Below are 22,334 nucleotides of genomic sequence, written 5' to 3'. Positions count from 1 at the left end.
GGCCACAACTAGTAAAAGGGGTCATTGCGGACGGCTTTCAGGCCTGCTTCTCTGGACGACGTCGCCAGGCGCCACGAGCCCACCCGGGCCAGGGCGCCGACGTATGCGGCCATCGCACGAACGGTGTCCAGGCATACGGGCGAGCCCGTGTCCCCAACGCAAGAGGTTCTCTGTGTCCGTCTCTTTCATCCGTCGCATCGCTTCCCCGAAGAAGGCCCTCACCACCGCCGCCGTGGCCGCCGCCACCGCCGGTCTGGCCCTGACCGCGGCGCCCGCCCAGGCCGCCACGCAGGCCTCCGCCTCCTCCGCCCAGGCGATCGCGCACAAGATGATCCCGGACGCCGCGCAGTTCAACGCGTTCAGCAAGATCGTCTCGCATGAGAGTGGCTGGAACCCCTCCGCCACCAACAGCTCCTCCGGCGCCTACGGCCTGGTCCAGGCCCTGCCTGCCTCGAAGATGTCGTCCGCCGGCTCCGACTGGAAGACCAACCCGGCCACCCAGATCAAGTGGGGCCTGGACTACATGAACTCCCGCTACGGCAGCCCGGTCAAGGCCTGGAACTTCTGGCAGGCGAACGGCTGGTACTGAGCCGCACCCTCCGCGCCACGGCGCCCCCATCACGCTTCCGCACCCTCGCCCTTCGCTCGGCGGGGGTGCGCGCGTATGTACGGGACGCCGATCCCGCACCCGTGGTGAAGTGGTCCCCATGACCACGGCATCGCAAGCGGGGACACCGGCACCGGATCCGGAGATGCGCGGGCTGCGGCTGGTGATCGTGCTGCTGGCCCTGACGGTGGTGAGCGGGCTGATCGACGCCGTCAGCTATCTGGGCCTGGGCCGGGTGTTCACCGCGAACATGACCGGCAATGTCGTCGTCCTGGGCTTCGCGGCGGCCGGTGCGCCCGGCTTCTCCGTCCCGCACACCGCCACCTCGCTGGGCTGCTTCCTGCTGGGCGCGGTGACCGGCGGCCGGCTGGCGGCCCGCTACAGCGGAGGCTCGCGCCGCGCCTGGGCCCGTCTCACTCTCGCGGCGGAGGCGGTCCTGGTGGCCGTGTCGGCCGTGGTCGCCTTCGCGTGGCCGCACGCCACCGGCACGGTCTACGCCCTGATCGCCCTGACCGGCTATGCGATGGGCCTGCGCAACGCCACGGTCCGCAAGCTGCGCATCCCCGATCTGACGACCACCGTCCTGACCATGACCCTGACCGGCCTGGCCTCGGAGTCCCGCTTCGGCGACGCCACCAGCCGCCGCGAGCCACGCCGTACGGCCGCGGTGCTCGCCATGCTCGCCGGTGCCTGTCTGGGCGCGTGGCTGGTCCTCCACCACGGCCTCGGCATCCCGCTGGCGCTCGCGGCGGCGGTCTCGGCCGTGCTGGCGCTGGTGGCGTCGGGGAAGGAGTGACCGGCCCACTCAGGAGGTGGTGACCGGCCCACTCAGGAGGTGGTGACCGGTCCACTCAGGAGGTGGTGACCCGGAGTTCCTTCACGCCGTTGATCCACGCCGAGCGCAGCCGCCGGGGTTCGGCGGCCAACCGCAGGCCGGGCATGGCGTCGGCGACGGCGTTGAAGATCAGGTCGATCTCCAGGACGGCGAGGGACTTGCCGAGGCAGAAGTGGGGGCCGCCCCCGCCGAAGCCGAGATGCGGGTTGGGGTCGCGGGTGATGTCGAAGGCGTCGGGATCGGTGAAGACCTCCGGGTCGTGGTTGGCGGAGGCGTAGAAGAGCCCGACCCGGTCGCCCTTCGCTATCCGCACCCCGCCCAGCTCGGTGTCCTGGGTGGCCGTCCGCTGGAAGGCGTTGACCGGGGTCGCCCAGCGCACTATCTCCTCGGCCGTCGTCCCCGGCCGCTCCCGCCGGAACAACTCCCACTGCTCGGGGTGGGTCAGGAACGCGTGCATGCCGTGCGTGATCGCGTTCCGGGTCGTCTCATTGCCCGCGACCGCCAGCATCAGCACGAAGAAGCCGAACTCGTCGGAGTTCAGGTTGCCTTCGTCCTCCGCCGCCACCAGGGTCGTCACGATGTCGCGGGCCGGGCACTGCTTGCGCTCGGCGGCCATGTTCATGGCGTAGGCGATGATCTCGGCGGCCGACTCGGCGCCGACCTCCTCCGTGATGGCGTACTCGGGGTCGTCGTAGGCGATCATCTTGTTGGACCAGTCGAAGATCTTGGACCGGTCCTCCTGCGGGACCCCGATCAGCTCGGCGATGGCCTGAAGGGGCAGTTCGCAGGCGACCTCGGTGACGAAGTCGAAGGGCCCGGAGCGGTCGCGCGCGGCCGCGACGATGGCCGCGGCACGGGCCCGGAGCCGGTCCTCCAGGGCGCGGATGGAACGTGGCGTGAAGCCCCGCTGCACGATCTGCCGGACGCGCGTATGTTCCGGGGGATCCATGTTGAGCAGGATGAGGCGCTGGGCGTCGATCGCGTCGCGCTGGATGTGCTCGTTGAAGCGGATGATCGCGGTGTTGAGGGTGGAGGAGAAGAGTTCGGGGTGCGTGGAGACGTACTTGACGTCCGCGTGCCGGGTCACGGCCCAGTAGCCGGTGTCGGCGAAGCCCGCGATGCCCTGCGGCTGCGGGATCCAGCGGACCGGCTCGGCGCGGCGCAGCTCGGCGAACTCCGGCAGGGGCACGCGGTGGTGGAGCAGGTCGGGGTCGGTGAGGTCGAACCCGTCGGGCAGCGCTGGACAGGGCATCGGTGACTCCCAGCCATCCGGCAGTTAACTGACGGTCCATCAGTAAGTGTCCGTGAACGTAGTAACGGGTTCTACAAGTCGCAAGGGGTACGACGCCCCCAATCGGTGCGGAAGTCGTGCAGATCGAGCCCTTGGCGCCTGCAAGACCCTTGCGGTGATGGACGTCACGTCAGCAGACTGCTGGGCAGAACTGGTACGCGTTCTAGTTCTGGCACGTTCCGGAGGAGAGCCCGTCGGAGAGCCCTCGGAGAGGACCCGCACCCATGGCCGCCGAACCCGTCATCGTCGAAGCCGTCCGCACCCCGATCGGCAAGCGCGGCGGCGCGCTCGCCAACCTGCACCCCGCCTATCTCCTGGGCGAGACCTACCGTGAACTCCTCGGCCGCACCGGCATCCCCGCCGACGCGGTCGAGCAGATCGTCGGCGGCACGGTCACCCACGCCGGCGAACAGTCCATGAACCCCGCGCGCACCGCCTGGCTGACCATGGGCCTGCCCTACGAGACGGCCGCGACGACCGTCGACTGCCAGTGCGGCTCCTCCCAGCAGGCCTCGCACATGGTGGCCAACATGGTCGCGGGCGGGGTCATCGACGTCGGCATCAGCTGCGGCGTCGAGGCCATGTCCCGGGTCCCGCTGGGGTCGGGTTCGAAGCACGGCCCCGGCAAGCCGTTCCCGGACGAGTGGAACGTCGACCTGCCGAACCAGTTCGAGGCGGCGGAGCGGATCGCCCGGCACCGGGGGCTGACGCGGGAGGACGTGGACGCGCTGGGGTTGAGGTCCCAGGAGCGGGCGGCGCTGGCCTGGGCCGAGGAACGCTTCAAGCGGGAGACGTTCGCCGTGCAGGTGCCGACGACGGAGGAGGAGCAGTACGCCGGTCAGGGCATGTGGCGGCTGGTCGACAAGGACGAGGGGCTGCGGGACACGTCCATGGAGGCGCTGGCCGGCCTGAAGCCGGTCATGCCGACGGCGGTCCATACGGCGGGCAACTCGTCGCAGATCTCGGACGGGGCCGCGGCCATCATGTGGGCGTCCAAGCGGATGGCCCGGGCGCTGAAGCTGAAGCCGAGGGCAAGGATCGTCGCCCAGGCCCTGGTGGGCGCCGACCCGCACTTCCATCTGGACGGCCCGATCGACGCGACGCGGGCGGTGCTGGGCAAGGCGGGGATGACGTTGAAGGACATCGACCTCGTGGAGATCAACGAGGCGTTCGCGTCAGTGGTGTTGAGCTGGGCCCAGGTCTTCGAACAGGACCTGGACAAGGTCAACGTGAACGGCGGTGGGATTGCGTTGGGTCACCCGGTCGGGGCGACCGGGGCCAGGTTGATCACCACCGCCCTGCACGAACTGGAGCGCGCGGACAAGGAGTTCGCGCTCATCACGATGTGTGCGGGCGGTGGGCTGGCCACCGGGACGATCATTCAGCGGTTGTAGAGGCCCAGTTCACGAAGGTGGTGAAGACGGCGGGATCGAGGGTGAGGATCGGTCCCGCCGGGGTCTTGGAGTCGCGGATGGCGAGGGTGGCGCAGGGGGTGTCGGCGATCTCTACGCAGTTGCCGGTGTAGTCGCTGCTGTACGACGACTTACGCCAGGCGAGCGGGCCGAGCGGCGCACACTCGACGCATTCGCCGCCCTGGTCGCTGCTGTAGCTGGACTTACGCCACATGCTCTCCATAGCGGTCCTCCATCACCTCTCGGATCAGCCCCGCCGAGTCCTTGATCGAGAGCGCGGCGGCTCGTAGATGATCGTAACGGAGCGAGCAGTCCTTGACGGTGTCCGGGTTGGCGGTCGTATGCGCGCTCCCGTAGCCCTCGGTGTAGACGATGGTCGGATCGCTGGCGGAGCGGAAGAGGGTGAACGAGCCTGTTAGTCCCGCGTGGGCCCCGGCCGAAAACGGCAGCACCTGGACGTTGATCAGCGGGTTGTTCTCGAAGGTCAACAGGTGGGCCAGTTGACCGCGCATGACCTCCGGCCCACCGATCCCCTGCCTCAGCGCGGCCTCGCTGAGGACCATCCAGAAGACCGGCGGCTCCTCCTTGTCGAAGATGCACTGGCGGGCCAGCCGTACGGCGGAGCGGTCGTCGAGGCCGGTGTCGTCCAGCGCGCCGAGCACCGCACGTACATAAGCCGGAGTCTGCAACAGCCCGTGGATCATGCCCATCTGGAACGTACAGATCTCCGCCGCCCGCACCTCCAACTCCGCCACCTGCTGAAACCAAGCCGGGAGTTGGCTTCGCATCACCAGCGGATGCAACCGCGTCAGTAACCCTCCCGTACACAACGCCGCATCCGACCGCTGGCTGAAGTCCAGCGTCGGCAGCTTCCGGGCTGTCTCCACCTGGCCGACCATCGACCCCGTGTAGTTGATGATGTCCCCGAGCTGCCTCTGCGTGAGTCCCGCCGCCTCTCGGTACCGACGCAACTCGAAGCCGTAGTAGTCGAGCGGTGAGGCGCTGGGGTCGAGGGTGTTGATGTTGACCATGCCAAGTCCCCTCTCGGACCCGTTGTGTTCAGTCCGTAGCCCAGCGTAGTGATTCCAGGTCAGCCTCGTCCTGTGAACCTCAACATTCCCCACGCTCCCCAGTACCGCATGCAACTCACCGTCGGCGAGCACTCGGTCCGCCACATCCGCCGTATCGTCCACTCGCTGCTCCACGAATGGCGGCTGACCGAGCTGACGTTCGCCGTGGAACTGGGGGTGAGCGAGCTGGTCACCAACGTCGTACGGCACGTACCGGATCGCCGCTGCACGGTACTGCTCGCCCGGCAGACGGCGGGCGTACGGGCCGAGGTGACCGACGGTTTCCCTCAACTCCCTTGTCCGCCGAGCGAAGTCCACCACGACTCGGAGAGCGGCCGGGGCCTGGCTCTGCTCGATGCCGTGGTCGACAAGTGGGGCGTGTCAGCGGTCGGCGGCGGCGGCGGCGGAAAGACGGTCTGGTTCGAGTGCGGGGCCGAGGTCACCTGAGGCGCGCGGCGGATCCATCGCCCTTGGTCCCTGGAAGGCGTACGACAGGCCGAAGCCCGCCGACACCACCGCCGCGCCGCCGACCGCGTCCAGCACCCAGTGGTTGCCGGTCGCGACGATGGCCGAGACGGTGAAGAGGGGGTGCAGCAGGCCGAGGGCCTTCATCCACCACTTCGGGGCGATGATCGCGATGACCAGACCGCACCACAGGGCCCAGCCGAAGTGGAGCGAGGGCATCGCCGCGTACTGGTTGGTCAGCGCGGTCAGTGTGCCGTAGTCCGGCTTGGAGAAGTCCTGCGCGCCGTGGACGGTGTCGATGATGCCGAGGTGCGGCATCAGGCGCGGCGGGGCCAGCGGGAAGAGCCAGAAGCCGAGCAGGGCGAGGAAGGTGGCGAAGCCCAGGGAGGCGCGGGCCCAGCGGTAGTCGACCGGGCGGCGCCAGTAGAGGACGCCGAGGATCGTCAGCGGGACGACGAAGTGGAAGGACTCGTAGTAGAAGTCGAAGAAGTCCCGCAGCCAGCCGATCTTCACGACCGTGTGGTTGACCCAGTGCTCGATGTCGATGTGCAGGAAGCGCTCGATGCCGAGCACGATGTGCCCGTGGTGCTCGGCGCGTTCCCGGCCGCCGGCGACGGTGCCGCCGGTCGCGGCGAGCCGCACCCGCGAGTAGGCGGCGTAGACGACCCGGATGAGCAGCAGTTCCAGCAGCAGGTTGGGGCGGGTCAGGACCCGGCGGAGGAAGGGGAGGAGCGGGACGCGGCGGAAGCGGGCCGGGACCGGTGGGGCGTACTGCGTCGGGACCGGGGTCTGGTAGGAGGGCGAGGTCCGGGACAGGAACGGGACCGCCGTGGCCGCCGCGAGGGCCGCGAGCAGGGCCAGGTTGTCCCGCAGCGGGTACATCACCGGCATGTTCGGCAGCATCATCTTCGCCGGGAGGGTGGTGACGAGGACGACGGCGACCGGCCAGACGTACCGGTCGGAGGCCCGCCTGCCGACCCGGCCGACCACCGCGAGCAGCACCCACAGCAGCTGGTGCTGCCAGGCGGTGGGCGAGGCGGCGATGGCGGCGCAGCCGGTGATGGCGACGGCGAGGAGCAGCTGTCCGTCGGCCGCGTAGTGGACCGCGCGGCGCATGGCGAGGGCCGCGACGGCGGAGCTGAGCAGCAGGAAGAGGGCGATCTCCGGCCATCCGGACACGCCCAGCCGGAGCAGGGCGCCGTGCAGCGACTGGTTGCCGAGGGCGTCGGCCTTGCCGCCGAGGCCCACCCCGGCCATGTGGTGCACCCAGTACGCGTACGAGTCGTGCGGCAGCGCGGCCCAGGCGAGCACGGTGAGCGCGGTGAAGGTGCCGGCCGTGCTGAGCGCGGCCCGGCGGCGGCCGGTGAACCACACCAGCGGGGCGAACAGCAGCATGGTCGGCTGGAGCGCGGCGGCGAGGCCTATGCACAGTCCGCTGGCCCGCTCCCCGCGTACGGCGAACAGCCCGAGCAGGACCAGCAGCACCGGGATGATGCTGGTCTGGCCGAGCCACAGGGCGTTGCGGACCGGCAGGGACAGCATGAGCAGGCTGATCGCGACCGGCGCGGCCAGCAGCGAGGTGCGGCGGCTGACCGGCTGGGGCAGCGCGCGGGCGGCGATCAGGCCGAGGGCGACGACGAGGAGCAGGGTGCCGAAGGTCCAGCCCCAGCCGAGGGCGGCCTGGGCGGAGCGGGTCAGGGGCTTGAGGACGAGTCCGCCGAAGGGCGTGCCGGTGAAGCGGGTCGAGTCGTAGATCGAGCCGTTCACGTGCAGGACGCCGTGGGGTCCGACCCAGGTCTCCAGGTCGGTCAGCCGCTGACCGCTCGGGGTGCTGAGGACCACGGTCATCTGCCGTACGGCGAGGATCGCCGCCACCGCCCACAGTCCCAGCCGGGCCGCGCGCAGCCGGGTTCCGATGGTGGCCTGCCCGAAGGCATCTGTCGGTCGCCCGCTGTGCTCCACGTTCGCCACGCCCCGTCGGCCTCCCGCCCCGTTTGTTCCGGCGCCGTATACGCCACATTCTTCTGCGCACCCTATGAGGATCCTCTTGAGGCTTGCAGACCCCCCGGACACAGACGCGGGCAACCCCCGCTTCACCTGACGTGTGTCCGTCTTTTGTCCGTCTTTTGTCTGGATGACGACAGTCCGGGGCCTGTGCGGTTGCAGGGGCGGGGCGCGACAAGGATCACAGTGCGGGAGTGGAGTACGGCGCGTGGAGCGGGCAGACGTACCTGGGTACGCGCCGTTTAGCTGCACTATGCAGTGATGCACGTACGGCACGTAAGGGGCCGAAAGCCGCCTATGGTCGTTTTTCGGTCCGTTCTGTAGGGCGGCGTCGCCGTACGGGCCGTGTCCCTGTCCCCGTCGAAAGGTAGGCGAGCCCCGTTTTGGCCGCAGTCGCAGCAGTCTCCCCGTCTCTGAAGATCCCCGAGGCCCGCACGGCCTCCGACGTCACCGTCACCGACCCGGCCCTCGTCAAGCGCGCCGTGAAGGCGGCGGCGCTCGGCAACGCGATGGAGTGGTTCGACTTCGGCGTCTACAGCTACATCGCGGTGACCCTGGGCAAGGTCTTCTTCCCGTCCGGCAACCCGACCGCGCAGTTGCTGTCGACGTTCGGCGCCTTCGCCGCCGCGTTCCTGGTCCGTCCGCTGGGCGGCATGGTCTTCGGCCCGCTGGGCGACCGGGTGGGCCGGCAGAAGGTCCTCGCCGTGACCATGATCATGATGGCGGCGGGCACGTTCGCCATCGGCCTGATCCCGTCGTACGCCTCGATCGGCGTCGGCGCGCCGCTTCTGCTGCTGGCCGCCCGCCTGGTGCAGGGCTTCTCGACGGGCGGTGAGTACGCGGGCGCGTCCACCTTCATCGCCGAGTACGCCCCCGACAAGAAGCGGGGCTTCTTCGGCAGCTGGCTGGAGTTCGGCACGCTGGCGGGGTACATCGGCGGCGCGGGCCTGGTGACGCTGATGACGGCACTGCTGTCGTCGCACGACCTGCTGACCTGGGGCTGGCGCATCCCGTTCCTGATCGCGGGCCCGATGGGCCTCATCGGGCTCTACCTGCGGATGCGCCTTGAGGAGACCCCGGCGTTCGCGGCGGAGGTCGAGAAGGCGGAGGCGCAGCGGCCGAAGGTGCCGCTGCGCGAGATGGTGGCGGGCCAGTGGAAGGCGCTGCTGCTGTGCATGGGCCTGGTGCTGGTCTTCAACGTCACCGACTACATGCTGCTGTCGTACATGCCGAGCTATCTGACGAGCGAGCTGAAGTACGACGAGACGCACGGGCTGCTGGTCGTGCTGGGCGTGATGGCGCTGATGATGATCGTCCAGCCGTTCGCGGGCGCGTTGTCCGACCGGGTGGGCCGGCGTCCGGTCATCGCGGCGGGCTGCGCGGGCTTCCTGTTCCTGTCCGTCCCGGCCCTGCTGCTGATCCGCCAGGGCAGCCTGCTCGCGGTCGCGCTGGGCATGGGGGCGCTGGGTCTGCTGCTGGTCTGCTTCACGGCGGCCATGCCGGCCGCGCTGCCCGCTCTCTTCCCGACGCGGGTGCGGTACGGCTCCCTGTCCATCGGCTTCAACGTGTCGGTGTCCCTGTTCGGCGGGACGACTCCGCTGGTGGTGACCGCGCTGATCGGAGCCACGGGGAACATGATGATGCCCGCGTATTACATGATGGCCGCGGCTGTGGTGGGCGGGTTCGCGGTATGGCGGATGTCGGAGTCGGCGGGACGACCGCTTCCGGGTTCGGCGCCGTCTGTGGAGAGCCGGTAAGCGCCGCCGCTGCGGGCAGTCGTGCCGCTGGGGCGGCACGGGTGGGCGCAGCGGCACCCCGCAAGCGCGGGCAAGCGACCCCACCCCCGCCCAGCCACCGCACCGGAACCGATCACAGGCCGGCGCCGTCTGTAGGCCCGTGAAACGCGCCCGCATACTCGCCCTGCTTCTCTCCCTCCTCGGCATCCAGCTCACCTGGCTCATCGCCCCCGCCTACGCCTGCGGTTGCGGAGCGATGGTGCCGGACGCGGCGACACGGATCTCCGTCGCGGAGGAGCAGTCCGTGCTGCGGTGGGACGGGCGGCAGGAGCAGATCGTGATGCGGCTGACGGTCGGCGGGGACGCGAAGCGGGCCGCCTGGATCATGCCCGTTCCGCACCGGGCCACCGTCCGCCTCGGCGACCCCGCCCTCTTCGACCAGCTGGCCCGGGCGATCGAGCCCGTCCACCGCACCCGGTACCACTTCTGGCCCCAGAACGGCGACTGGCCCTTCGACGGCCACGACACCGTCGGCGCCGCAGCTCCCCCGGCCGCGGCCGGCGTCGGTGTGGTCGGCCGGCAGCGGCTCGGCCCCTTCGACGTGGCCCGGCTGACCGTCACCGACCCGAGCGCCCTCGACCACTGGCTGCGCGACCACGGCTTCGCCTTCCCCGCCCGGCTGCGCACCGCCCTCCAGCCGTACGTCGACCGGCACTGGGAGTACGTCGCCGTCCGCCTCGCCCCCGACACCGGCGGCACCCCGCTGCACGGCGCCCTCGACCCGATCCACCTCACCTTCGCGGCCGACGGCCCGGTGTACCCGATGCGGCTCTCCCGCCTGGCCACCACCCCGCAGTCGCTCGGCCTGTACGTGCTCGCCGCCCACCGCATGGAGACGCGCACGACGATCGGCGGGCCGGCACCCGGCACGGTCTTCGCCGGCCGCCTCACCGCACCGGACGGCGCCCTCGGCGAGCTGGCCGCCGGGACGCCGTACCTGACCGCGCTCGCCCAGTACTTTCCCGAACCCTCCCGGATCTCCGGCGATCACGAACTGCGCCGGGCCGCCGCCGACACTCCGGTCCAGCAGGTGATCCACGACGACGAGCTGCGCCGGATCGCCGGGATCCCCGCGTGGGTCGTCACGGTCGGCGGCGGGCTGCTGGTGCTGGTCGCGCTGGCCTGCGTGCTCGTCGTACGGCGCGCACGGCGGCCGGTGCCGGCGCCGCAGGCCGGACAATTCCCGCCGGTCTCCCCGTCGGGGCCCGTCGGCTGAGACCATTGCAGAGGTAGTGCACGTACTCGGGAAAGGCAGCAGGAGCATGACCGGCTCGCAGGTCTGGGACGACGTCGACGACTACTTCATCAGCCAGCTCACGCCCGACGACGAGGCGCTGCAGGCGGCGTTGCGGGAGAACGACGCCGCCGGGCTCCCGCCGATCGGCGTCACGGCCACGCAGGGCAAGTTCCTCCATCTGCTCGCGCAGGTCCAGGGTGCGCGCCACGTCCTGGAGATCGGCACGCTCGGCGGGTACAGCACGATCTGGCTGGCGCGGGCGCTGCCCGAGGACGGCCGGCTGGTGTCGCTGGAGTACAACCCCAAGCACGCCGAGGTGGCCGTACGGAACATCGCCCGGGCGGGTCTGGACAAGATCGTGGAGGTGCGGGTCGGCCCGGCCCTGGAGTCGCTGCCCAAGCTCGCCGACGACAACCCGCCCCCCTTCGACCTGGTCTTCATCGACGCCGACAAGGCCAACAACGCGCACTACGTGGAGTGGGCGCTGCGCCTCACCAGCGCGGGCAGCCTGATCGTCCTGGACAACGTGGTGCGCGGCGGCCGGGTCGTCGACGCGGACAGCACCGAGCCGGACGTCGTGGGCACCCGGGCCGCGATCGAGCTGATCGCGACCCACCCGAGGCTCGACGGTACGGCGCTGCAGACGGTCGGCAGCAAGGGCTACGACGGGTTCGCGCTGGCCCGGGTGCTGGCCTGAGCCGGGCCCGGAGGGGACCGGCCCGGCTCACGCCTCGTGGTAGAAGCCGACGTTGACGCTGCGCGGCGCGGTGCGGTCCTGGACGACGATCTCACCGGACCCGCCGTGCGGCAGCCGTACCGTCTCGCCGTAGCCGAGCGGCTGGGTGAACTCCCCGGCCATCAGCCGTACTTCGGAGGACGGCTCGGCCTGTGACCCGCGCAGCCACGTCAGCTGCCAGCCGCCGTCCGGGCCGCAGCGGAACTCCAGGTGGACGCGGGAGACGAACAGCCAGTCCTCCGGTGTGACCAGCCGGCACACCGAGGCGTCCCGGCCGACGCGGAGCACGGAACCCGGCTCGCTCGGCCCGTCGGCCATCGTCATCCCTGCCGTGGCCCCCGAGTCGGCCCCGGAGACGGTGGCCATGGTCAGTTCGAGCACGCGCGTTCCCCCTGAATCATCCGGCCGTGCGGCCGGTCTGTCTGCCGCCGCATGATAAAACGCCCGACCGGGTGCCGTCCGGCACAATGGAGTCATGACCGAGCGAAAGCCACCGGGTGTGCCGTTCGAGTCCTGGGTCGACAAGCAGATCCGTGACGCCCAGCGACGCGGCGAGTTCGAGGAACTGCCGGGTGCGGGCGAGCCGCTGCCCACCGAGGTCGACTCCACCTACGACGAACTGTGGTGGATCAAGCGGAAGTTGGCGCGTGAGGGCCTGTCCGTCCTGCCGCCCGCGCTCGCGCTGCGCAAGGAGGCCGAGGACGCACTGGAGGCGGCGTACGCGGCGCCCTCGGAGCGGATCGCGCGGAAGATCATCGAGGACGTCAACGTCAAGATCAAGGACATGATGTTCAAGCCGCCGCCCGGTCCGCCGCTGGGCAAGAAGCCGTACGACGTCGACGAGGTCGTACGGGAGTGGCGGCAGCGCAGGGCTGCCGCCACGAGCGGATCAGCCGGTGGATCAGCCGCTGGATCAGCCGCTGGATCAGCTGTGTAGCAGGCGCTCGGCCAGGTCCCGGTAGTCCCGCAGAGCCAGCCTGAGCTGCTCGGTGTCGGCGTCCGAGCCCGGACCGCGGTCCTCGGTGGCCTCCCAGGACCGCCGCAGCGTACGCCGCCGCCGCTCCACGGCTTCCTCGAACCGCCCGGCGATCTCCTCCAGCGCGTGGTCGGCCTTCTCGACGGCCCCGCGCGGCTCCTCCACGAACCCGGCGGCCAGTTCCCGCATCCGCCGCTCCCAGCGGTCGGTCTCGTCGTGGGACAGGAGAGGTGCGCCCGTGCCGGCCCGGGCGGGGGCCGCCGGCGCGCCCGGTGCCGTCGGCCAGGCGTCCGGGCCCCGGGACTCGGTACCGTGCGCCTCGCGTGCGGTCGGCTCACCGGAGGACGGAGCCCCCAGCCCGTCGTCCGGCATCAGGCTCTCGCCCGGCGCCCCGCTCTCGTCCGCCCTGGGCCGCGTCCCGCCGGAGGCCTCCGGTCCGCCCAGGCCGGACGTGCCGGACGCCAGGTCCTCCGTGCCGGGCCGCAGCCCCTCGGACCCGGACCTCTCCTCATCGGCCGGCCGACGGCTCGCGGAGCGGCCCGTGCCCGCAGGCCGACGGCTCACGAAGCGGCCCATGTCCGCCGGGTCAGGGCGGTGCACAGGTGCGTCCTCGGGGGTGAGGTCGTCGCCCGTCAGCCCCTCACTCCCCGGGCCGACCGAGCCGGCGCGGCGGGTCGGGGCCCCGGGTTCCGGTGCAGGTTCACCGGGGAGCCAATCCTCCGGCAGCGGCTCCCTGCGGGCGTCCTCAGGGGTCCAGTCCTCATCCTGCGGCCGGCGGATGCGGCCGGTGGGGTGCGTGTCGCCGGAGCCACTTGTCCTGTCCGACATGGTGCTCACCTCTCCTTCGATGGGCTCCTGCCGACGACCCGCCGGTGGGGTGGGTGAGGTCGTCGAAGAGGGGGCGGGCCCCGAGGAGCGCCGTACGCATCTGCTCGGTTCCGGAGCCGGTCCCGGTCATGGCGTCCCCGGCCCCGGCGCGGGCCACCCGGTGTACCTGCCGATAGCCGTCGACGTGGTCGGCGTGGTGCACGGACAGCGCGGCGACCTGCTCCTCGTAGTGCCCGCCGTCCGGGTAACCGCGCGCGGCGGCGAGCTCCGCGAGCAGCCCGTCGGCCTCGGCCACCGCCTGCCGCGGCGAGTCGACGAAGTGTTCCTGTACGGCCGTCCAGCGGGCCTCGTAATGCTCCCGCCCGGCCGGGTCCAGTGGCCGTTCCCGCAGATCGCCGTGGCGTCGCACCCGCGCGGCCAGTTCCCTCCGGGCAGCCATGGTGTCACCGCCGTGCCGGACGACGGTCCGCTCGTACTCGGGCCCGAAGCGCCGCTTCAGGCCGGGCCGGCCGTACCATCCGAGGCCGCCCAGAACCAGGGAGACGGCCGCGCCGACGACCACGACCGCCACGATCACGATCAGCACGATCATGGCTGTGGACATGATTGCCTTCCACTCGGACCGGCCCCACCGGCCGGCTCTCCCTCCGGGTGACCCGGAAGGGAGGCCACAAACGCAGGTCAGCCCGCGACCGGCGGCCAGTCCGCGAAGCGGCGCCGGGTGAGCGTACGGGCGGACAGTCCGCGCGAAATCCAGCGGCGGACCGCGCCCCGCCGACCGACAATGACCGGCATGACCTGGACCATCACCGCGGAACCGTACGACTCCCCGGCCGCCGCCGCACTGTGGCGGGCGTACTACACGGAGGTCAGCGACCGCTGGTACCTGCTGCACGAGGGGCACCGCACCGACCCCGACGAGCTGGAGCGGGAGATCGCGGCCCGCACCGGGTCCGAACTCGCCCCGCCCGTCGGGCAGTTGCTCATCGGGCGGTACGACGGCGCACCGGGCGGTTCGGCGGGCGTACGCCTGCTCGACGCGGACACGGCCGAACTGACCCGGGTGTTCGTGTACGAGCACCTGCGCGGCAAGGGCGGCGCCCCGCTGCTGGTCGCCGCGGCCGAGGAGGCCGCCCGCGCCCTGGGCGCCCGGCGCCTGATCCTCGACACCCGCAGTGACCTGGTCGAGGCCCGCGCCCTGTACGCCCGCCTCGGCTACACCGAGACCGGACCGCACAACGACGACACGTACGCCGAGCACTGGTTCAGGAAGGAGCTGGCGGTCAGCTGACCCTGCTCCTCGGCCCGTTGAGCGGCTGCTCGCGCTCCGAGCCGCACAGTTCCCCGGTCAGCTCCTTCACCAGCTGGGTCAGGTCGGTCGAGCGTCCCGGCTGCCACCAGTCGCCGAGGAGTTCGGCCAGGGACTCCTCGCGGGCCGTGGCGAGCCGTTCGGCGACCTCACGGCCGGAGTCGGTCAAGTACACGTCCAGTCCCCGGCGTTCGGTGAGCTGCCGTTCCTCGACCTGGCGGGCGGCGGCCATGACGACCTCCAGCGGGACGGGGCCGCGTTCGGCGAGTACGCCCGGCTCGACCGAGCCGTACCTGCGGATGCGCAGCAGCAGCCAGCTGGCGGCGGGCAGCAGGTCGTAGCCGGCCCGGTCGGTGATCTTCCGGTAGATCTCCCGGCGGCCCTCGCGGGTGCCGAGCACGGACAGGGCCCGGCAGCACTCGTCGTAGGAGGAACGCTCGACCGGGTTGGGCGGGATCGTCTCGGAGACGTCCGGCGCGGTGACCGAGCCGCGCAGCCGGTCCTCCTTCAGGAACCAGGCCAGCAGGAAACCGAGGAGGGCGACCGGGGCTGCGTAGAGGAAGACGTCGGTGATGGCGGACGCGTACGCGTGCAGGGCCGCGGGCCGCAGGGCGGGCGGCAGGGCGGCGATGCCCCGCGGATCGGACTTCAGGGCGTTGACGCTGGTCCCCGGCGGCAGGCTCACGCCCCGGAAGGCGGCGGCGAGTTTGTCACTCAGCCGGCCGGCGAAGACCGTGCCGAAGATGGCGACGCCGAAGGAGGCGCCGATGGAGCGGAAGAAGGTCGCGCCGGAGGTGGCCACGCCCAGGTCCTCGTAGGAGACGGCGTTCTGCACGATGAGCACGAGAACCTGCATGACCAGGCCCAGGCCCAGGCCGAAGACGAAGAAGTAGCTGCTCATCACGGCGGTCGGGCTGGTCTCGGTGAGCCGGTGCAGCAGGAGCAGCCCGATGGTGGTGACGGCGGTGCCGGTGACCGGGAACACCTTCCAGCGTCCGGTACGGCTGACGATCTGCCCGGAGATGGTCGAGGACAGCAGCAGACCGAACACCATCGGCAGCATGTGCACCCCGGACATGGTCGGCGAGACGCCGTGCACGACCTGGAGGAAGGTCGGCAGATAGGTCATCGCGCCGAACATGGCGAAGCCGACGATGAAGCTGATCACGGCGGCGAGGGTGAAGGTGCGGATGCCGAACAGCTTCAGCGGCAGCACCGGTTCGGCGGCCCACCGCTCGACCGCGACGAACGCCACGGCGAGTACGACACCCAGCACGGCGAGCCCGATGATCTGCCCCGAGCCCCAGGCCCAGGTCGTACCGCCGAGGGAGGCGACGAGGACCAGGCAGGTGGCGACGGCGGCGATCAGGAAGGTGCCGAGGTAGTCGATGGCATGACGCTCGGTGCGGCGCGGGATGCGCAGCGCGGTGGCGATCACGGCGAGCGCGACGACGCCGACGGGGAGATTGACGTAGAACACCCAGCGCCAGCTCAGATGCTCGGTGAACAGCCCGCCGAGCAGCGGCCCCAGCACACTGGTCGCACCGAACACGGCGCCGAACAGCCCCTGATAACGGCCGCGTTCACGCGGGGGCACGATGTCACCGACGATCGCCATCGACAGCACCATCAGCCCGCCGCCGCCCAGGCCCTGCAGCGCACGGAACGCGATCAGCTCACCCATGTTCTGGGCCATGCCACACAGCGCGGACCCGATGAGAAAGATCACGATGGCGGTCTGGAACAGCCGTTTCCGGCCGTACTGGTCGCCGAGTTTGCCCCACAGCGGGGTCGCGGCGGTCGAGGCCAGCAGATAGGCGGTGACCACCCAGGACAGATGCTCAAGCCCGCCGAGGTCACTGACGATGGTGGGCAGCGCGGTCGACACGATGGTCTGGTCGAGCGCGGCGAGCAGCAGCCCGAGGAGCAGGGCGCCGATCGGGACGAACACATTGCCGGGGACGTGTTCGCCGTCCTGCATGTCCTTCGCCGTGCCGTGCGTGTCCAGGGCCATGGAGACCTCCCGGAGGCTCGGGTACGCCTCTTCCATCGTCGTCGGTGTGGCTGGTTATGGCCTGTCGAGTCCCGCGTTTCGGGCGGCGGATGCGGAGAAGATGCGCATAGTCTCTGGAGTTCGTGAGGGGAGGCACGAACACGTGACTGATTCCAAGGGTCCCCGGGATCCTGAGGGCCATACCTGCCCCGAGTGCGGGGCACCGAGGGGCCCGGACCTGAGCCCGTCCTGCGACTGCACCCAGCGGGCCGCCGAGGCCCTGCGCGAGACCCGCACGGCCGAGGCGGCAGCGGCGGAGGACTTCGACCCGCTGCGCATACGCCCCTATGTGAAAGCCGAGGCCGTCGAGACCACGCTTCCGTTGCGACCGTTGCCGGGGGCGAGCACGGCCGACCTGCGGACGTTCGAGGCGAACGCCGGGGAGGGGGCGAAGCCGGATTTCCCGAGCGAGCAGCCCCCGGAGGGGCCACGGCGGCGCTCCCGCCGTACCGCCGCCCTGCTGTCCGTCGCGGGCGCGGGCGTGGCGGTCGTGGCGGCGGCCGGTTTCGCGAGCGGGCTGTTCTCGTACGACACCCCGTCGTCCCGGGACCGGGCCGCCCAGGAGGTCAGGGAGAGCGTCCCGGAGGTCACACCGAGCTCGGCGTCACCGTCCCCGACGCCCCCGGACTCCCCCGCCGCATCACGCTCACGGGTACGCCCGCCCACGTCCGCACCGCCACCACCGTCGGCATCCCCCACACCGTCCCCGTCCCCCACGACACGGCCCCCCTCGCCACCGAGCTCCCCGACCCCCTCGCTGACGACCACCCCCGCCGCCCACCCCACCCCCGCCGTCGCACCGGTCCTGCGCCTCGGCGACAAGGGCCCCGAGGTCACCGAACTCCAGCAGCGACTGCGGCAGTTGAACCTCTACGCCGACGAGATCAACGGCATCTTCACCCGCCCCGTGCAGGACGCGGTCCGCAACTACCAACTGGCCCGGGGCATCGTGAGCGACACCTACGGGGAGTACGGGCCGGCGACGAGAAAGAGCTTGGAGGCGGAGACGTCGAACCCGTGAGCCACACGCGGGCGGTCACCCTCCAGCCGACCGAGCCAGACGCCGGAACGGTCACCCTCCAGCCGACCGAGTCGGGTGGTGGGTGCGCATAGGCCGGGGGTCCAGGGGGCGGAGCCCCCTGGCGGGGTTCAAGGGGCGGAGCCCCTTGCCGACCCCTTCCCACAGTCAGCCGACGTACAGCCGGATCATCCCGTCGGCCCCCGCCTCGACCCGCACTCCCGTGAGGTCCGGCACCACCACGTCAGGCCCATGCACCCCGGCCCGCGCACCGACCCCCACCACGGTCATCCCAGCGGAGCGCCCCGCCGCGATCCCCGCCCCCGAGTCCTCGAACACCACACACTCCCCCGGCTCCACCCCGAGCTCGGCGGCCCCCTTCAAGAACCCCTCGGGGTCGGGCTTGCTCGCACCCACCGACTCCGCCGTGATCCGGACCTCCGGCAACGGCAGCCCGGCGGCGTTCATGCGCGCGGTGGACAGCGCGACGTCGGCCGAGGTCACCAGCGCATGCGGAAGCCCGCGCAGCGAGGCGAGAAAGGCGCTCGCGCCGGGGATCTCCACCACGCCCGCCACATCGGCGGTCTCCTCGGCGAGCATGCGGGCGTTGTCGGCGAGGTTCTGCTCGACGGGCCGGTCGGGCAGCAGTACGGCCATGGAGGCATGCCCCTGGCGGCCGTGGACGACCTTCATCACCTCGTCGCCGTCCAGCCCGTGCCGCTCGGCCCAGCGCCGCCAGATGCGCTCGACCACGGCGTCGGAGTTGACGAGGGTGCCGTCCATGTCGAGCAGGAGGGCGCGGGCGGTGAGGACGGTGGGCGCGGCGGTGGCCGTCATCGGCAGCTCCAGAGACGAAACGGGCCCGAGGTTCCAGGGACGAGACGGGCCCCGGGGTTCCAGGGACGGAACAGGCCCCGGGGTTCCAGGGACGGAACGGGCCCCGAGGGCGGGGACAAGGCGGCCCCGCCCGCCGGTCAGGGAAAACGGGCGGGAGCCACTTTGTTCCTCCACGGTACAAAACCGCTCCCGATCCCGCCAGCGCCTCCGGCAAGGGTTCACCCACCGTTCAGCTCGCCGGACGCCTCAGCCCGCCACAGCCTCGTACAGGCTCCACACCCCGAGCCCGAGCATCAGCAGCGCCGCGATCTGCGTGATCAGCCGTAGCGGCACCCTCTTCATCAGGGCCTTTCCGCCGACGATGCCGAGCCCGGCCACGGCCCACAGGCCGAGCACCGCACCGAGACCGACGGAGATCGGGTCGTTGTACCGGGCGGCGAGGTTGGCGGTCATGATCTGGGTGAGGTCGCCGAACTCGGCGACGAGGATGAGCATGAAGCCCGTACCCGCGACCTTCCAGAAGGACTGGTCGGCCGGCTTCTTGATCTCCTCCTCGTCCTCGCCCCGCTTCAGCAGCAGCATCGCCGCACCACCGAGGAAGAGGACACCGGTGACGGCGTGCACGAGTCGCTGCGGCAGCAGGGTCAGCACGCTGCCGGCCGCGACGGCCAGCACGACATGCAGCAGGAAGGCGGCGGCGACGCCCGCGAAGACGTAGCTCGCCCGGTAGCGGGTGCCGAGGACGAGACCGGCGAGCGCGGTCTTGTCCGGCAGTTCGGCGAGGAAGATGACGCCGAAGACGAGCGCCGTCACGGTGATGCTGATCAAGGTTCCTCAATCGGTCGGGCCGCCCGCCGAGAGTGTGGTACGTCACGCGATGACACCTCGGCACGGCAGCACACTCGGCGCCCGTGCCGGTGGACACGGGCGTGCACTGCTTGCCGAAGGTCTCGCTGGCGGCCCCACAGGATCCGCCTCCGGGCGCCGGCTCAGGCTGGCTGAGCAGTATGTCGACGGTCCGGCGAAGAGCTACTCCCCTTCTGCGCCTCCCATCGTACGGGATGTGAAAGTTCAGCTGTAAATCTTGGCATGACATGAGCACGTCATGAGCTTCTTACCGAGCACTCACCTTCCGGCAACACGCCCCCGCGAGCATTCCCTGGCTCGCACCCAACATCCCCATTGCACAAGGGAGTTCGCATGTCGAAGCTCTACGCGCGTCGACGGCTGAGCATACTCGCGGTCCTTACCGGACTCATAGCCTCCGCCGCACTGTTCAACGGCCCGACCGCCTCGGCCGCCCTCCCCACCCCGGTCAGCGCCGCCACCGCCCGCAGCTACCTCTCCCAGCTCACCGTGGCCACCGAGAACCGCACCGGCTACAGCCGCGACCTGTTCCCGCACTGGATCACCATCAGCGGCACCTGCAACACCCGCGAGACGGTCCTCAAGCGCGACGGCTCGAACGTCGTCACCGACTCCTCCTGCGCGGCCACCAGCGGCAGCTGGTACTCCCCGTACGACGGCGCCACCTGGACCGCCGCCTCCGACCTCGACATCGACCACCTCGTCCCGCTGGCCGAGGCCTGGGACTCCGGCGCGAGCAAGTGGACCACCGCGCAGCGGCAGGCCTTCGCCAACGACCTGACCCGGCCTCAGCTCATCGCCGTGACCGACAACGTCAACCAGGCCAAGGGCGACCAGGACCCGGCCACCTGGGTGCCGTCCCGCTCCGCGTACGTGTGCACCTACGTCCGTGCCTGGGTGCAGGTGAAGTACTACTACGACCTCTCGGTCGACACCGCCGAGAAGAACGCCCTGACGAACTACCTGGCGAGCTGCTGACGTTCGCGGCGACGCGATGAGAAGCGGGGCCGGACACGCCAGGCCGGCCCCGCCGGGTCAGGAAGCCGGGCGGCGCCGCATGAAGTACCCCGCCGCGGCGCCCGCGCCGAACAGGGCGGTCAGGGAGACGCCGGTGGCGAGCCAGGTCGCGCCGAGCCACTGGGCGCCGTAGTAGCCGAGAGCGACGCTGTACGCCGCCCAGGACAGGCCGGCCAGGGCGGACCAGGGCACGAAGTCGCGGGCGCGGCGGTGGGCAGCGCCGGCGCAGAACGAGACGACCGAGCGGCCGGCGGGCGCGAAGCGGGCGAGCACGACGAGTGCGCCGCCACCCCGGGCCAGGGCCTCGCCGAGCCGTTCCTGGGCGCTGGTCAGCCGACGCGAGCGGGCTATGGCCCGGTCCAGCCGCTCCCCGCCCCGCCAGGCCAGCCGGTAGGCCACCAGATCGCCGAGGACCGAGGCGGTCGCCGCGCAGAGGATCAGGGCCAGCAGGTCCGGCACGCCGCGCGGGACCTGGCCGGTCGCCGCGCCCGACCCCGCCGCCGCGGCCGTACCCGCCGCGATGACGAGCACCCCGCTCGGCAGTACCGGCACGAACACGTCGAGCAGCACGGACAGGGTCACCACGCCGTAGATCCAGGGCCCGCCGGCCAGTGACCCCACACTCTCGAACACCATGACTCCTGTCGCTCCCCCGTTGACAGCCATACAGCGTACGCCGGGGGTGTGACAGCAGGGTCCAGGGGGGCTGATGGGGCGATTCCGGGCGATTGTTCACCCGAGTGGCGCGTTCCGCGCGGCGCGGCCGTCGCGCGTCCCGTAGCAACGGAGTGAGGCCTGTCCGCGGATCCGGGGCTCCGTCCGCGGATCGGCGGACGTCAGGCGAACGACTCAGAGAAGCAGCGCATCAGCGCGGAAAAAGGTGCACATCATGGTGGCAGCCGTATTTGCGGGCGCCCTCGCCGCAGCCCTGTTCGCGACCGCAAGCCCAAGCGCGCACGGCCTCACGCTGGAGACCGACGGCGTGTTCTCCCCGCCCGCCAAGAACGTCGCCGCGCAGGCCGTGACGTACGACCAGAAGCTCGTCCCGGCGGGGTCCTGGATCAGCGTCCGGCAGCGGGTCCAGCCGAACGGCGCGACGACGGTCGAGCTGAAGGTCACGGGCCTGCAGCCCAACCACCTCTACGGGGTCCACGTCCACCAGAAGACCTGCGGCGCCGACCCCGCCGCCGCCGGCAAGCACTACCAGAACCAGTCCGGCACGGACGCCGCCCACGTCAACAACAAGAACGAGGTCTGGCTGGACTTCAAGACCGACAAGAGCGGCAACGGCTCCGCGAGCGCACAGCACACCTGGGCCTTCCGCAAGGGCGAGGCCGGCTCCGTGGTGATCCACAGCTCGCCGGGCACCAAGGGCGCCAGGGCGGCCTGCTTCAGCGTGCCGTTCGCCGCCAAGCCGTAAGGCAGGCCGGTGCCCTTCCCCGCTCGTGACGGGGAAGGGCGCCCGGCGCGGGGCCGGCGGGACGGGGGGCTCAGGCGGCTATCGGGGTCTGCTCGGCGACGGACCCGGCGTCCTCGGCCGTGCGCCGGCCGAACAGCCGGTCGACGCCGAAGGCGCCGGAGCCGGTGAAGACGAGCAGGAAGAAGGCCCAGCAGAACAGGACGGACAGCTCGCCGCCGTTCTGGATGGGCCACAACGCGGCCTGCTGGTGCACGTCGAAGTAGGCGTACGCCATCGAACCGGAGGCGATCAGCGCGGCACCGCGGGTGCCGAGGCCGAGCAGCACCAGGGCACCGGCGACCAGCTGGATCACGGCCGCGTACCAGCCGGGCCAGGTGCCGGCCGGGATCGTGCCGCCGTTGGTGCCCGCGGCGCCGCCGAGCACGCCGAACAGGGACGTGGCGCCGTGCACGGCGAAGAGCAGGCCGACGACGATCCGGAAGAGCCCGATGACGTACGGCTGAGCGGAGTTGAGGCGTGCGGACATGGGGGAGATCTCCTCTTCGGTGACCGGCCG

Annotated in this window: 24 protein-coding genes; 12 read left to right on the top strand and 12 right to left on the bottom strand. The window is 71.1% G+C overall.

The features are described 5' to 3' along the window. Positions 1–172 precede the first annotated feature (172 nt). Together O1G22_RS29355 and O1G22_RS29350 are read left to right on the top strand one after the other, a co-directional pair. Positions 173–589, top strand: coding sequence for an aggregation-promoting factor C-terminal-like domain-containing protein (locus O1G22_RS29355; RefSeq protein WP_270084065.1), 417 nt, complete (start codon positions 173–175; stop codon positions 587–589). A gap of 118 nt (positions 590–707) precedes the next feature. After that, complete coding sequence (locus tag O1G22_RS29350) at positions 708–1,403, top strand: YoaK family protein (protein WP_270084064.1); 696 nt, start codon at positions 708–710, stop codon at positions 1,401–1,403. Between the two features lie 55 nt (positions 1,404–1,458). Here O1G22_RS29350 and O1G22_RS29345 read toward each other — a convergent pair whose 3' ends face one another. Beyond that, positions 1,459–2,694: a cytochrome P450 gene (locus tag O1G22_RS29345; RefSeq protein ID WP_270084063.1), complete on the bottom strand. Its 1,236-nt coding sequence runs from the start codon at positions 2,692–2,694 to the stop codon at positions 1,459–1,461. Positions 2,695–2,957: 263 nt separating this feature from the next. On the opposite strand from O1G22_RS29345, the gene O1G22_RS29340 reads away from it, so the two are divergent. Beyond that, positions 2,958–4,127 carry a steroid 3-ketoacyl-CoA thiolase gene (locus O1G22_RS29340; RefSeq protein WP_270084062.1) on the top strand — a complete coding sequence of 390 codons (1,170 nt, stop codon included), beginning with the start codon at positions 2,958–2,960 and terminating at the stop codon, positions 4,125–4,127. Here the strand turns inward: O1G22_RS29340 and O1G22_RS29335 are convergent. Together O1G22_RS29335 and O1G22_RS29330 are read right to left on the bottom strand one after the other, a co-directional pair. Further along, positions 4,111–4,368: a DUF397 domain-containing protein gene (locus O1G22_RS29335; RefSeq protein WP_270084061.1), complete on the bottom strand. Its 258-nt coding sequence runs from the start codon at positions 4,366–4,368 to the stop codon at positions 4,111–4,113. The genes O1G22_RS29340 and O1G22_RS29335 overlap by 17 nt on opposite strands. Continuing rightward, entirely contained in the window at positions 4,349–5,176 is an 828-nt protein-coding gene (locus tag O1G22_RS29330) for a helix-turn-helix domain-containing protein (protein WP_270084060.1), read from the bottom strand. Before O1G22_RS29330 ends, O1G22_RS29335 begins: the two co-directional genes overlap by 20 nt. 108 nt (positions 5,177–5,284) lie before the next feature. Here O1G22_RS29330 and O1G22_RS29325 point away from each other — a divergent pair, with 108 nt between their 5' ends. Beyond that, positions 5,285–5,662, top strand: a complete 378-nt coding sequence (locus O1G22_RS29325; RefSeq protein WP_270086584.1) for an ATP-binding protein — start codon at positions 5,285–5,287, stop codon at positions 5,660–5,662. Here O1G22_RS29325 and O1G22_RS29320 read toward each other — a convergent pair. Beyond that, complete coding sequence (locus tag O1G22_RS29320; protein ID WP_270084059.1) at positions 5,597–7,651, bottom strand: bifunctional glycosyltransferase 87/phosphatase PAP2 family protein; 2,055 nt, start codon at positions 7,649–7,651, stop codon at positions 5,597–5,599. The two genes, O1G22_RS29325 and O1G22_RS29320, sit on opposite strands and share 66 nt — an antisense overlap. A 416-nt stretch (positions 7,652–8,067) precedes the next feature. Between O1G22_RS29320 and proP the strand changes: the two genes are divergently transcribed. The 3 genes from proP (at position 8,068) to O1G22_RS29305 (ending at position 11,414) form a co-directional block, all read left to right on the top strand. Continuing rightward, on the top strand, positions 8,068–9,441 hold the full coding sequence (gene proP, locus O1G22_RS29315; protein ID WP_428986417.1) for a glycine betaine/L-proline transporter ProP: 1,374 nt from the start codon (positions 8,068–8,070) through the stop codon (positions 9,439–9,441). A 139-nt stretch (positions 9,442–9,580) separates the two neighbouring features. Further along, on the top strand, positions 9,581–10,696 hold the full coding sequence (locus O1G22_RS29310; RefSeq protein ID WP_270084058.1) for a DUF2330 domain-containing protein: 1,116 nt from the start codon (positions 9,581–9,583) through the stop codon (positions 10,694–10,696). A 46-nt stretch (positions 10,697–10,742) separates the two neighbouring features. Beyond that, a complete protein-coding gene (locus tag O1G22_RS29305; RefSeq protein WP_270084057.1) occupies positions 10,743–11,414 on the top strand; it encodes an O-methyltransferase in 672 nt (223 codons plus the stop codon). Between the two features lie 27 nt (positions 11,415–11,441). On the opposite strand, the gene O1G22_RS29300 is transcribed toward O1G22_RS29305, so the two are convergent. Beyond that, on the bottom strand, positions 11,442–11,834 hold the full coding sequence (locus tag O1G22_RS29300) for an FHA domain-containing protein (RefSeq protein WP_225097008.1): 393 nt from the start codon (positions 11,832–11,834) through the stop codon (positions 11,442–11,444). 94 nt (positions 11,835–11,928) lie between these two features. Between O1G22_RS29300 and O1G22_RS29295 the strand changes: the two genes are divergently transcribed. Continuing rightward, positions 11,929–12,390, top strand: coding sequence for a DnaJ family domain-containing protein (locus O1G22_RS29295; protein WP_270084056.1), 462 nt, complete (start codon positions 11,929–11,931; stop codon positions 12,388–12,390). Here O1G22_RS29295 and O1G22_RS29290 read toward each other — a convergent pair. Next, positions 12,379–13,257, bottom strand: coding sequence for a hypothetical protein (locus O1G22_RS29290; RefSeq protein ID WP_270084055.1), 879 nt, complete (start codon positions 13,255–13,257; stop codon positions 12,379–12,381). The two genes, O1G22_RS29295 and O1G22_RS29290, sit on opposite strands and share 12 nt — an antisense overlap. Next, positions 13,190–13,861, bottom strand: coding sequence for a hypothetical protein (locus O1G22_RS29285; RefSeq protein ID WP_270084054.1), 672 nt, complete (start codon positions 13,859–13,861; stop codon positions 13,190–13,192). The genes O1G22_RS29290 and O1G22_RS29285 overlap by 68 nt, the downstream gene beginning before the upstream one ends. 180 nt (positions 13,862–14,041) lie before the next feature. On the opposite strand from O1G22_RS29285, the gene O1G22_RS29280 reads away from it, so the two are divergent. Then, positions 14,042–14,548, top strand: a complete 507-nt coding sequence (locus tag O1G22_RS29280; protein WP_270084053.1) for a GNAT family N-acetyltransferase — start codon at positions 14,042–14,044, stop codon at positions 14,546–14,548. Here the strand turns inward: O1G22_RS29280 and O1G22_RS29275 are convergent. Further along, positions 14,541–16,580: an MDR family MFS transporter gene (locus O1G22_RS29275; RefSeq protein ID WP_270086582.1), complete on the bottom strand. Its 2,040-nt coding sequence runs from the start codon at positions 16,578–16,580 to the stop codon at positions 14,541–14,543. The two genes, O1G22_RS29280 and O1G22_RS29275, sit on opposite strands and share 8 nt — an antisense overlap. Before the next feature lie 142 nt (positions 16,581–16,722). Between O1G22_RS29275 and O1G22_RS29270 the strand changes: the two genes are divergently transcribed. Next, positions 16,723–17,640, top strand: coding sequence for a peptidoglycan-binding domain-containing protein (locus O1G22_RS29270; protein WP_270084052.1), 918 nt, complete (start codon positions 16,723–16,725; stop codon positions 17,638–17,640). A gap of 165 nt (positions 17,641–17,805) precedes the next feature. Here the strand turns inward: O1G22_RS29270 and O1G22_RS29265 are convergent, their stop codons facing one another. Beyond that, complete coding sequence (locus O1G22_RS29265; RefSeq protein ID WP_270084051.1) at positions 17,806–18,474, bottom strand: HAD family hydrolase; 669 nt, start codon at positions 18,472–18,474, stop codon at positions 17,806–17,808. Positions 18,475–18,720: 246 nt separating this feature from the next. Next, a complete protein-coding gene (locus tag O1G22_RS29260; protein ID WP_270084050.1) occupies positions 18,721–19,302 on the bottom strand; it encodes a TMEM165/GDT1 family protein in 582 nt (193 codons plus the stop codon). Positions 19,303–19,674: 372 nt separating this feature from the next. On the opposite strand from O1G22_RS29260, the gene O1G22_RS29255 reads away from it, so the two are divergent. After that, the gene (locus tag O1G22_RS29255) at positions 19,675–20,319 is read left to right on the top strand and encodes an HNH endonuclease family protein (protein WP_270084049.1); all 645 of its coding nucleotides are present in this window, start codon (positions 19,675–19,677) and stop codon (positions 20,317–20,319) included. A gap of 57 nt (positions 20,320–20,376) precedes the next feature. On the opposite strand, the gene O1G22_RS29250 is transcribed toward O1G22_RS29255, so the two are convergent. Then, a complete protein-coding gene (locus O1G22_RS29250) occupies positions 20,377–20,994 on the bottom strand; it encodes a DedA family protein (protein ID WP_225096999.1) in 618 nt (205 codons plus the stop codon). 253 nt (positions 20,995–21,247) lie between these two features. On the opposite strand from O1G22_RS29250, the gene O1G22_RS29245 reads away from it, so the two are divergent. Beyond that, positions 21,248–21,778, top strand: coding sequence for a superoxide dismutase family protein (locus tag O1G22_RS29245; RefSeq protein WP_270084048.1), 531 nt, complete (start codon positions 21,248–21,250; stop codon positions 21,776–21,778). A 70-nt stretch (positions 21,779–21,848) separates the two neighbouring features. Here O1G22_RS29245 and O1G22_RS29240 read toward each other — a convergent pair whose 3' ends face one another. Next, positions 21,849–22,304, bottom strand: a complete 456-nt coding sequence (locus tag O1G22_RS29240) for a DoxX family protein (RefSeq protein WP_270084047.1) — start codon at positions 22,302–22,304, stop codon at positions 21,849–21,851. Between the last annotated feature and the right edge of the window lie 30 nt (positions 22,305–22,334).

The sequence above is a fragment of the Streptomyces camelliae genome, from assembly GCF_027625935.1.
In the GTDB taxonomy this organism is placed as follows: Bacteria; Actinomycetota; Actinomycetes; order Streptomycetales; family Streptomycetaceae; genus Streptomyces; species Streptomyces camelliae.
This window is presented reverse-complemented; position numbering and strand designations above follow the sequence as displayed.